General features: G+C 72.8%; 9 protein-coding genes. 4 read left to right on the forward strand and 5 right to left on the reverse strand.

The window, feature by feature from the left end:
• Positions 1-313: TM2 domain-containing protein (locus ACLVWQ_RS17825; RefSeq protein WP_414109794.1), on the forward strand; the 313-nt coding region annotated here is incomplete at its 5' end.
• Between the two features lie 33 nt (positions 314-346).
• Here ACLVWQ_RS17825 and ACLVWQ_RS17830 read toward each other — a convergent pair.
• A complete protein-coding gene (locus ACLVWQ_RS17830; RefSeq protein WP_414109795.1) occupies positions 347-661 on the reverse strand; it encodes an SH3 domain-containing protein in 315 nt (104 codons plus the stop codon).
• Between the two features lie 150 nt (positions 662-811).
• On the opposite strand from ACLVWQ_RS17830, the gene ACLVWQ_RS17835 reads away from it, so the two are divergent.
• The gene (locus ACLVWQ_RS17835) at positions 812-3727 is read left to right on the forward strand and encodes a hypothetical protein (RefSeq protein ID WP_414109796.1); all 2916 of its coding nucleotides are present in this window, start codon (positions 812-814) and stop codon (positions 3725-3727) included.
• A 192-nt stretch (positions 3728-3919) separates the two neighbouring features.
• On the opposite strand, the gene ACLVWQ_RS17840 is transcribed toward ACLVWQ_RS17835, so the two are convergent.
• Together ACLVWQ_RS17840 and ACLVWQ_RS17845 are read right to left on the reverse strand one after the other, a co-directional pair.
• Positions 3920-6304: a PQQ-binding-like beta-propeller repeat protein gene (locus ACLVWQ_RS17840; protein ID WP_414109797.1), complete on the reverse strand. Its 2385-nt coding sequence runs from the start codon at positions 6302-6304 to the stop codon at positions 3920-3922.
• Between the two features lie 317 nt (positions 6305-6621).
• Positions 6622-7473, reverse strand: coding sequence for a VOC family protein (locus tag ACLVWQ_RS17845; protein ID WP_414109798.1), 852 nt, complete (start codon positions 7471-7473; stop codon positions 6622-6624).
• A 124-nt stretch (positions 7474-7597) separates the two neighbouring features.
• Between ACLVWQ_RS17845 and ACLVWQ_RS17850 the strand changes: the two genes are divergently transcribed.
• Entirely contained in the window at positions 7598-8245 is a 648-nt protein-coding gene (locus ACLVWQ_RS17850; RefSeq protein ID WP_414109799.1) for a TetR family transcriptional regulator, read from the forward strand.
• A 137-nt stretch (positions 8246-8382) separates the two neighbouring features.
• Here the strand turns inward: ACLVWQ_RS17850 and ACLVWQ_RS17855 are convergent, their stop codons facing one another.
• Both ACLVWQ_RS17855 and ACLVWQ_RS17860 read right to left on the reverse strand, forming a co-directional pair.
• Positions 8383-8856 (reverse strand): nitroreductase family deazaflavin-dependent oxidoreductase, encoded by a 474-nt coding sequence (locus tag ACLVWQ_RS17855; protein WP_414109800.1) that lies wholly within the window; start codon positions 8854-8856, stop codon positions 8383-8385.
• A gap of 104 nt (positions 8857-8960) precedes the next feature.
• Positions 8961-10157 (reverse strand): acyl-CoA dehydrogenase family protein, encoded by a 1197-nt coding sequence (locus tag ACLVWQ_RS17860; protein ID WP_414109801.1) that lies wholly within the window; start codon positions 10155-10157, stop codon positions 8961-8963.
• 112 nt (positions 10158-10269) lie between these two features.
• Between ACLVWQ_RS17860 and ACLVWQ_RS17865 the strand changes: the two genes are divergently transcribed.
• Positions 10270-11251: thiolase C-terminal domain-containing protein (locus tag ACLVWQ_RS17865; RefSeq protein WP_414109802.1), on the forward strand; the 982-nt coding region annotated here is incomplete at its 3' end.

The raw sequence follows: 11251 nt of genomic DNA on the forward strand, positions 1-11251 counted from the left end.
GTCCGGCCCCTACCGGGGCCGGGATTCAGAGGTGTCCACCACCCGGGGACAGGTCCCGTTGTTCCTGGGCGTGTTCGGCGCTCACCACTTCTACCTCGGCAGGGTCCGCCTCGGGCTGCTGCACCTGTTCACCCTCGGCCTCTGCGGTCTGGGCTGGCTGGCCGACGCGTTCGCCCTGCCCCGCCAGGTCCGGAGCGTGAACGCCCGTACGGCCCCGGGCGACCCCGCGGGGCGCCCCGCCCCGAACGTGGCGTGGCGTGCGCCGGAGAACCCGGCGCACGCCACGCGATCTTCCGGACCCGCGAACCCGTAGGTCCCGGTCCTGGAGCTGGATCCGGCCCTGCCGTCAGCAGTTGAGGTAGGCCCGGTGGATCCAGACGCCGGTGCGCCCGCCCTCCAGGTCACCCATGCGCCACTCGCCCTCGGTGGCACGCCAGTGGAACCTGTGCCCCCGGTTCACCTGGCCGAGGACCGGGTACTGGGTGCCGGGGCCGCCGCGGTAGTTGACCCGGTCGTCGTTGACGGTGCAGACGACGACCGCCCGCTCCACGGCCTGGGACGGGGCGACGGCCGCCGCCGCGTGCCCGGCCTGGACCAGCGGACCGCCGGCCAGCGCGAGCCCGCTGAGCATGATGAACGCGGACAGCATTCGCTTCTTCATGGATTCCTCTTTCCGTTCGCTGCCGAGTCCTCGGTACGGGACCCGATGCACCTTTTGTAGCCGCTAATCTGTTGTTCAAGACGGGTCTGCCGATGCTGAACAAACAGATGCCGAACAATCCGCACGATCAGACGGGGAAAGGCTGCGCGCATGCCACGGGGAGAGCGTCCGCTGGATCCGGACGGCGGCCCGCTGTCCGAATTCGCGGCGCGTTTACGGAAACTGCGGGAGCAGGCGGGTCGCCCCACCTACCGGGACCTGGCCCTGAACGCCCACTATTCGATCGCCACGCTGTCCTCGGCCGCGGCGGGACGTCAACTGCCCAGCCTGACCGTCACCCTGGCCTATGTCCGGGCCTGCGGCGGTGACGAGCGGGAATGGAAGGTGATCTGGCAGCGGACGGCCGACGCGTGTGCCCACGCGGGCATGTCGGTCGAGTCCGGCACCGAGGACCGGCAGAGGAAAGGCGTCAAGCCGCCCTATGTCGGTCTCGCTGCGTTCGGAGAGGCCGATTCCGGTGTTTTCTTCGGCCGCGAGAAACTCACCCACACACTCGTCGAACATCTGAAGGACAAACGCCTTCTCGTATTGTTCGGAGCGTCGGGTTCCGGTAAGTCGTCGGTGCTGCGCGCAGGTGTTCTTCCCGCCTTTTCCGGTGTTTCCTCGCTGGTTTTCACGCCCGGCTCGCATCCGCTGGAGGAATGCGCCGTGCGATTGTCCGCGCGCGCCGGTGTCGCCTCCGACGCGGTGCACGCCGGACTCACGGCCGACCCCCACACCTTCCACCGGACGGTCCGGCAGATCCTCGCCGGACGGCAGGACGCGGGCTCCGCGGCGGACGAGCTGCTCGTCGTCGTGGACCAGTTCGAGGAGGTGTTCACCGTCTGCCGCGACGCGCGGGAACGGGAGCGGTTCGTCGCCGCGCTCCTGCACGCGGCGCAGACCCCCGACAGCCGCACGCGCGTCGCCATCGCCGTACGGTCCGACTTCTACACGCACTGCACCCGGCTGCCCGGCCTCGTCGACGCCCTGCCCCACACCCACCGCCCGGTCGGCCCGATGACCGCGGAGGAACTGCGCGCGGCGATCGTCCAGCCGGCCGCCCGTGCCCGGCTCACCGTCGAGGGCGCCCTGCTGACCACCCTCCTGGCCGACGCCCACGGCCGGCCAGGGGCGCTCCCCCTCCTGTCGCACGCCCTGCTGGAGACCTGGACCCGGCGGCGGGGCAACGCCCTCACGCTGGCCGGATACCGGGCGGCGGGCGGTTTCGAGGGCGCGCTCACCCAGACCGCGGAGGAATTCCACCAGTCCCTGAACGACACCCGGCAGCAGGCCGCCCGCCGGCTGTTCCTGCGGCTCGTCGCACTGGGCGAGGGCACCGAGGACACCAAACGCCGGGTGCCGCGGCAGGAACTCGACGGCGGCCCCGACACCGAGTCCGTCCTCGAACAGGCCACCCGGGCCAGGCTCCTGACCGCCGACGGCGGCCATGTGGAGATCGCCCACGAGGCGCTGATCCGCTGCTGGCCCCGGCTCGGCGGCTGGCTGGAGGAGGACCGCGGCCAGGAACGGCTGCACCGCGCCCTCACCGAGGCCACCACCCTCTGGGAGTCCCTGGACCGCCACCCCGACACCCTCTACCGCGGAGTGCGCCTCGCCGCCGCAAAGGACCTCCCGCCGCAGGCGCTGACCGCCCGGGAGCGCGCCTTCCTCGACGCCTGCGAGGCGGCGGCGCGGGAGGAGCGGCGGCGCGACCGGCGGCGGCTGCGGCGGCTGCGCCGCATGGTCGCCGCCCTGGCCGTGCTCCTCGTGTGCGCCGTGGCCGGCGCCGGCTTCGCCGTACGGGCGCAGGACACCATCACCCGGCAGCGCAACGAGGCCGTGGTGCTGCGGGCCGCCGACGCATCCGTACGCCTGAGTCCGCACAATCCGTCACTGGCCGCGCAGATCGCCCTTGCCGCCTACCGCCAGGCGCCGCAGAAGCGCACCCGGGACGCCCTGCTCAGCACCCTGTCCGTCGCGGCGGCCGGGCCCCGGCCGATCGGGCGCACCCCCGCCGGGTACACGCCCGCCGTGACCGCCGACGGGCGCATGCTGGCCATGGCCGACGGTCCGCACACCGTCCTGTGGGACATGGCGGACCCCCGCAGGCCCCGCAGACTCGGCACCATCGACGGTGACGGAGCCGGTCTGCACTACGTCGAGTTCACCCCGCGCGGCGACACACTGATCGGCGCCGGCAGCGACCACACGCTCCGGCTGTGGGACGTGTCCGACCCCGTGCGGCCGCGGCTCCTATCGAAGCGGGCCACGGGGCACTCGGACGCCATCTACGCGGTCGCCGTGCGCGGGGACGGCCGGATGGCCGCCACCAGCAGCTACGACGACACCGTCCGCCTCTGGGACGTGACGGACCCGGCGGACCCGCGCGCCCTCGCCACGCTGAGAGGGCACCGGGGCAATGTCAAGCCGGTAGCCTTCAGCGCCGACGGTACGACCCTGGCCTCGGGCTCCGACGACGGCACCATCCGCGTCTGGGACGCGACCCGCCCGCCGCACGCCACCGTCGCCGTCCTCAAGGGGCACCGGCACTTCGTGGACGCCCTCGCCTACAGCCCGGACGGCCGGACCCTGCTGAGCGGGAGCGACGACCGCACGGCGAAGCTGTGGGACATCAGCGACCTGCCCCGCCACCGCGAGCTGGGCGAACTGGCGCGGCACGCCGACATCGTCGCCGGTGTGGCGTTCGCCCCCCACGGACGTACGGCGGTGACCGTCGGCGTGGACGGCACGGTGAACGCCTGGGACGTGAGCGACCGCACGCACCCCGCCCCGCTGGCCGCCCTCACCAACCCCGGCGGGTCGGTCAAGGAGGTCCGCTACCTCGCGGCGGACGGCACGATCCTCACCGTGACGGCCCACCGCAGCGTCCAGGTCTGGTACACCGACCTCGACCGCGTACTCGCCGACGCGTGCGGCCGCGTCCACGGCACGATCACCCGCACCCAGTGGTCCCACCACTTCCCCCGCTTCGCCTACACCCCACCGTGCTCACACGAAACATAAGAGCAAGCCCCGAAAGGGGCGCGAGGAACGGCGCGCCCAACCCCCACCACCCCGCACACACGCACAAACACCAAACCACCCCTCAGGGGGCGCAGCCCCCGAAAGGGGCGCGGGGAACGGCGCGCTCAACCCCCACCGACCCGCACCCACCCAAGATCCGCACCCCGCACAGACGTCTTCGGGGCCGGCCCGTCAAGAACGGGCCGTCCCCGTCCCCTTCTCCGCGTCCAGCGCGTACACGCACCTGTCCTTGCTGCACGCATACACCACCCCGTCCTTCACCACAGGCGCCCCCGTGATCTCCCCACCGGTCGCCAGCTTCCACCGCAGCCGCCCGTCGTCCGCCTTCAGCGTGTAGAGCAGGTGGTCGGTGGAGCCGAAGTGGATCCGCCCGTCCGCGACGACCGGCGCCCCCACGAGGTCGCCGCCCGCCTGGAACCGCCACTTCGGCGTCCCGGTGACCGCGTCCAGCGTGTAGAGCCCCTTGCCGCTGCCCACATGGACATGCCCCGCCGAGACCAGCACCGGATCCACGGACGACCGCGCCTCCGTGGCGATCCGCCAGCGGTCCCGCCCGTCGGTGGCGTCGAGCGCGTACACCGTGCCGAGGTAGTCGGCGAGGTACACCCCGCCGCCCGTGACGGCGGGCCCCGGCGCGAAGGTGGGCGGGCTGAGGAACACCGCGGGCGCCTCGAAGTGCCAGCGCACATGCCCGCCGGCGACGTCGATGGCCAGGACGCGGGTGCCGGCCGACACGTACACGTACCCGTCGTCGGCGTGGGTGATCCGGACCGGCACCCCGCCGCAGGAGGCCGCGTCGCCGATGGGGTACGACCACCGCTCCTCGCCCGTACGGGCCTCCAGGGCACGCAGTCGGGCGTCCTTCCAGACGAAGACCGTGCCGTCGTGGACGACCGGCCCCGCCTCGGGCGACTCGAAGTCGGTCTGCGCCCCGGTGATCTCCCAGAGCTTCTGCCCGTTGGCCGCCTCCCAGGCCTGTACGCCGCCGCCGCGGGTGCCGGTGACGACGGTGCCGCGGTCGGCCCTGAGCGAGTACACCCACGCGTCGGCCGGCAGCCGCCACAGGTCGGTGCCCTCGCGGGCGTCCAGGGCGAACAGGGTCGGGCCGTCGGAGGCGTGGACGCGGCCGTCGGCGACCGCCATCGACCAGGCGACGTCCCGCGTCTTGAAGCGGCGCCGGCCGGTGGCCACGTCCAGCGCGTGCACCTCGAAGGAGGTGACGTACACCAGGTCCCCGGCGACCGCGGGCGTGCCCCACACGTCGTTCGACATCCGGAAGCGCCACGGCCGCCAGGAGGAACCGCCGTCCTGCCCGGGTACCGGCGCGGGTACGGGGACGGGTCCCGCCGCCACCGGGTCGGCGCCGTTGACGCCGGGGCGCGGCCGGGACCAGGCGGCCACGAGTCCGGCCTCGGGAGGAGGCGCCTTCACCGCGGCCGCGCGGGCGTCGGCGACACGCGGCCCCGGCCCGATCGGCACCTGCGCACCGGCGAGGCGCACCGGCCCCGCGTCGGGCGCGCCACCGTGCCGCCCCGCGCCCGCGCCGACCGGTACGGGCGGCTGCGGCGGCATGGGCGGGTCGTGCGGCGGCGGAGGCGGTACCACGGGCGCCCCGCGTCCGCCGCTGCGGCCGGAGCCGGAGGCCGGTTTCGGGGCCGGCCGGCCGCCGCGGCGCGTCTCGATCAGGGCCACGGCCCGCTCGGGCAGCCACGCGGACGCCGTACCGCTGTCGTCGGAGCCGGAGTTGAAGAGGTGGGGTGCCAGCTGGGCCTGGAGGTCGGCCGGGTTGGGGCGGGCCGTCGCCTCCATCTGCATACAGGACTCGATCAGCGGGCGCAGCTCGTCCGGGAGCCCTTCGAGGTCCGGGCCCTCCCTGAGGAGCATGAACACCGTCTCGACGGGGTTCGCACCGTGGAAGGGCGCGTGCCCCGTGGCGGCGAAGACGAGCATCGAGGCGAGCGAGAAGACGTCGCTCGCGCCGGTCACGCTGCGGGAGTCCTTCGCCTGTTCGGGCGACATGTACGCGGGGGTGCCGACGGCGACGTTCGTCATCGTCAAACGCGTGTTCGACACACCGGAGGCGATACCGAAGTCGATGACGCGTGGCCCGTCCTCGACCACGAGCACGTTCGACGGCTTCAGGTCGCGGTGCACGAGCCCGGCGCCGTGGATCGACTGCAGCGCCTCGGCGACACCGGCGGCGAGCCAGCGGACCGCCTGGGCCGGCAGCGGGCCGCACTCGGTCACTATCTCTTCCAGCGAGGGCGCGGGCACGTACGCGGTGGCCAGCCAGGGCACGGCCGCACGCGCGTCGGCGTCGACCACGGCCGCCGTGTAGAAGCCGGACACGGCGCGGGCCGCCTCGACCTCGCGCGAGAAGCGGACGCGGAACAGCTGGTCCTCGGCGAGCTCGGTTCTGACCGTCTTGATCGCCACCCGCCGGCCCGAGGCCGAGCGCGCGAGATAGACCAGCCCCATGCCGCCGGCTCCCAGCCGTCCCAGCACCTCGAACGGCCCGATCCGCCGCGGATCGTGCTGTGTCAGCTGATCCACCACTTGCCTGCCACCTCCCCGTACGCGGCCACCCGTCCAGCCACCGCTCCTGCCGCAGCTTCGGCCACTGCGCAGCGTCTCACCACCGACCCGTTCCGGCGGCACGCACCCCGATTCTTCCTGGCATGGGCTCCGGTTGCGAACCCGGCCCTGATTCGGGATGTCTCCCGCCAATCCCGGGCAAACAATGGCACTCCGCCTTGCTTTGCAACGTCGACGGGTGCTTTTCCACACCTTTCCGAGCTTGTGGTCCGGGTTTCAGCCTTGGAGCATCGCCCGGTCCACACGGAGAAAACCGATTCCCCGGACCGGAGAACGGCTCATACCGGGTCCGGGTCCGCGTCCCGACCCGGATCCGGGCGCGCGTGCCGACCCCCGTCCCGGTCTCCGTCCCGGCGCTCGAAGAGCGCGAAGGACGCCCCCTGATCGTCACTGACGACGGCCACGCGCCCGTACGACGTCTCGAAGGCCGGCACCCGGACCCGGCCGCCGAGCCGCGTCACCGTGCCGAGCAGGGCCTCGCAGTCCCGTACGCCGAAGTGGACGAGGAAGTGGGGCGGCATCTCGGCGGGGAAGACGTCGGAGATGTGGGCGCGGCCGAACTCACGGGTGGCGCCGGGCCCGAAGAGGGCGTCGCGGAAGAGGCCCGGGTAGAAGGCCTCGGCGACGGCCGTGTCCCGCGCGTACAGCTCGACCCAGTCGAAGGCGCCCGTCCGGCCCGTCGCGCCCGACCTGTCAGTGCCGCCCGTGCCGCCCGTCCGGTGGCCGAAGCCGGGGTGCGTGCCGGCCTCCCAGAGCCCGAAGACGGCGCCCTCGGGGTCGGCGGCGAGGGCCGCGGTGCCGTACGGGCCCACCGCCACGGGTGTCGTGACGATCTGACCGCCCGCCTTGCGGATCCGGTCGGCCATGTCCTGGGCGTCCGGGGTGGCGAAGTAGACCGTCCACACGGTGGGCATCCGGCCGTCCTGCTTCGGCACGAGGGCCGCGACGGGCTCCCCGTCGAGAAGCGCCCGTACGGCACCCGCGGACGGGTCGAAGTGCCCGAAGGGCTCGAAGGTCCAGCCGAAGAGCCCGCCGTAGAAACGCCTGCCCGCCTCGACGTCCGGAAGCTGGGCGTCGACCCAGCAGGGGACACCCTCCGCGAACGCGGCAGAACCTTCAGATCCAGCCATGCGGCCAAGCTAATGGCCTTTCGCCCATCCCGCAGAGTGGGCGGTATCCCTTCCCCGCGGGCCCGCGCACCCCATTTGCAGTCGGCCGAATCGCGCTCCGATCACCCCTCGGTAAGCTGACGGCATGACAGGACAAGTGCGTACCGTCGACGGCCGTGTGGCCGGTCGGCGCGGGCAGGCGACGCGGCAGAAGCTGCTCGACTGCCTCAGCGAGATGCTCAGCTCCTCGCCCTACCGCGACGTCAAAGTCATCGACGTCGCGCGGAAGGCGGGCACTTCACCGGCGACCTTCTACCAGTACTTCCCGGACGTCGAAGGCGCCGTCCTGGAGATCGCCGAGCAAATGGCGGCGGAGGGCGCCGGGTTGACCGAGCTCCTCGAAGGGCGCTCCTGGGTCGGCAAGGCAGGCTGGCAGACGGCGCAGGAACTGGTGGACGGGTTCCTGGAGTTCTGGCGCAAAAACGACGCCATCCTGCGAGTCGTCGACCTGGGCGCCGCCGAGGGCGACAAACGCTTCTACAAGATCCGCATGAAGATCCTCAACTCCGTGAACAACTCCCTCACGGAGACGGTCAAGGAGCTCCAGGCGAAGGGCAAGGTCGACAAGGACGTCAGCCCGGCGGCGATGGCGGGTTCCCTCGTGGCGATGCTCGCGGCGGTGGCCTCGCACCAGAAGGGCTTCCAGACGTGGGGCGTGAAGCAGGCTGAACTGAAGCCGAACCTGGCGCAGTTGGTGCACCTGGGCGTGACGGGCAAGAAGCCGACCAAGTAGTCAGCGCAGTTCGCACAGTTCACGTCGTTCACGTGGTTCACGTGGTTCACGTAGTCCGCGCGTCTCCAGGCACATGTCCTGTCACACGGGCGGCAGTTCACCTCGGTGGGCTGCCGCCCGTCGCACGCCCGAGTGCGTCATCTGCGGCTGATCCGGAACACACGGATCTCCCGCTCCACGCGTGACTGGTACGTCGCGTACGGCGGCCAGAACTCCAGCAGGGCCCGCCACGCCGCCTCCCGTTCCGGGCCGCTCAGGAGCCGGGCGGTCACCGGGATGTCCCGGCCCTGCCAGTTGATCTCCGCGTCCGGGTGGGCGAGCAGGTTGGCGGTCCAGGCGGGGTGGTCCGTGCGACCGAAGTTGGACCCGATGAGGACCCAGCTCCCGGCCACCGCTCCCGCCCCCGCGTCCTCGCCCGTCCGCTCCTCCGGCATGCAGGCGAGAGGCGTACGCCGCGGGAGCCCGCTCCGCGCGCCCCGCGCCGTGAGGATGACGCCGGGCAGCATCTGGGCGCTGAGCAGCACCTTTCCCCGGGTCAGCCGGTGCACGGCGCGGTCGAGTGCCGGTACGACATGGGGCGCGACCTTCGCGAAACCCCGGGTCGAGGACACCTTCTGGACCAGCCGGACCCCGGGAAGCCGAGCCCCGGAGGAAAAGGAGGACGAAGAGGACGAAGGGGAAGAGGACGAAGAGGAGGAAGAGGAGGGCGGGGTCATCAGACCACCACCTCCCCGCCGCCGAACAGCCGCGCCTCCTGCGCCGCGTAGGCGCGCAGCCGGTGCACCGGTCCGAACAGCAGCTCGTCGCCGGCCGCCCGCTTGAAGTACAGATGCGCCTCGTGCTCCCAGGTGAACCCGATCCCTCCGTGCAGCTGCACGGCCTCGGCGGCGGTGGTGCGCAGCGCCTCCAGGGCCTGCGCGAGCGCGAGCCCGCCGACCCGCTCCTGGCCCTCGGCGCTCGCCCAGGCCGCGTAGTAGGCGGCGGAGCGCGCGGCCTGCACCTGCACGTACAGGTCGGCCAGCCGGTGCTTCACCGCCTGGAACGACCCGATCGCCCGCCCGAACTGCTCACGCTGCTTGACGTAGGCGACGGTCCGCTCCAGTACGCGGTCGGCGGCGCCGACGGCTTCCGCGGCGAGGACGGCGGCGGCGGTGTCCCCGACGGCGGCGAGGACGGCGCTGACGTCGGCGGCGCCGTCGGCACTCTCCTCACCGTCGCCCAGCAATTCGGCCGGTACGTCGCGGAGTTGGACGCGGCTTCGGGAACGGGTCTCGTCGAGGGAGGTCTGGCGTACGCGGGTCGCCCCCTGCCGTACGAGGAAGAAGAGGGTGCGCGGGCGGGCGAACCCTCCGGTGTGCGCGGCGACGACCAGCAGGTCCGCGCTGTGTCCGTCGAGCACCTGGTCGGCCTGCCCGTACAGCCGCCACCCGCCGTCGGCCTGCCGCGCCTGCACGCCTCCCGACCGGCCGCCGCCCGCCCAGTCGCCGCGGTTGTCGCCGGTGAGGCCGAGGGCGGTGGTCAGGGCGGCGCCCGGCACGGCGAGGGCGGCGGTGAGTTCGCCGGAGGCGATACGCGGCAGCAGTTCGGCGCGCTGGGTCCCGCTGCCGAGGGCGAGCAGGAGGGGCGCGCTCAGGACGGCGGTCGCGAGCAGCGGGGAGGGGGCGAGGGCGCGCCCCAGCTCCTCGGCGGCGAGGGCGAGTTCGGTGCCGGAGCAGCCCACTCCCCCGTACGCCTCGGGCAGCGCGAGTCCGGGCAGGCCGAGCCGGCCGGCGAGGGCCGTCCAGAGCGCGGGGTCGTAGCCGTCGGCGGTCCGCACGGCGGCCTTGACCTCCGCCGGGCCGCAGCTTCTGAGGAGCAGCTCACGGAGGGTGCGGCGGATCTCGTCCTGCTCCGCGGTGAAGGCGGTGTCCATCGGCGGGCTCCTCCCGGATCTGACGGGTCGTCATGTTAGAGCGGCGATCAGCAGATGCACAGGCCCGCGACGCCTCCCGCACCACCCCGTATCTGATGTACCGTCAGATCCCATGACTCAGCCCCGGACCGTGACGTCAGGGAAGCGCAAGGTGGCCGTCGTGGGGGTCGCACTCTCCGACTGCGGGCGCCTGGACGAGGTGACGCCGTACGCGCTGCACGCCCAGGCCGCGCGCCGGGCCCTCGCCGACTCGGGCCTGGACCGGTCGGTGATCGACGGCTTCGCCTCGGCGGGCCTGGGCACGCTGGCGCCGGTGGAGGTGGCGGAGTACCTGGGCCTGCGTCCGACCTGGGTCGACTCGACCTCGGTCGGCGGATCGACGTGGGAGGTCATGGCGGCGCACGCGGCGGACGCGATCGCGGCGGGGCACGCGAACGCGGTCCTGCTGGCGTACGGGTCCACCGCCCGCGCGGACGTCAGGGCGGGCCGGCGTACGGGGAACCTGTCGTTCGGGGCGCGGGGGCCGCTGCAGTTCGAGGTGCCGTACGGGCACACGCTCATCGCCAAGTACGCGATGGCGGCGCGCCGGCACATGCACGAGTACGGCACCACGCTGGAGCAGTTGGCCTCGGTGGCGGTGTGGGCGCGGGAGTACGCGGCGCTCAACCCGGACGCGATGTTCCGCGATCCGATCACGGTGGACGACGTCCTGTCGGGCCCGATGATCGCGGACCCCTTCACCAAGCTGCACTGCTGCGTGCGGTCGGACGGCGGGGCGGCGGTGCTGCTGGCGGCCGAGGAGTACGTACGGGACTGCCGTACGGCTCCGGTGTGGGTCCTCGGCACCGGCGAGCACGTCTCGCACACGACGATGTCCGAGTGGCCCGACTTCACGGTGTCGCCCGCGGCGGTCAGCGGGCGGATCGCGTTCGAGCGGGCGGGGGTCGGGCCGGGGGAGGTGGACTTCGCGGAGGTGTACGACGCGTTCACGTACATGACGCTCGTGACGCTGGAGGACCTCGGGTTCTGCGGGAAGGGGGAGGGGGGTGCGTTCGTGGCGGGCCGGGAGTTGCCGGTGAACACGGACGGGGGTG

Source organism: Streptomyces sp. CWNU-52B (genome assembly GCF_047444975.1).
In the GTDB taxonomy this organism is placed as follows: domain Bacteria; phylum Actinomycetota; class Actinomycetes; order Streptomycetales; family Streptomycetaceae; genus Streptomyces.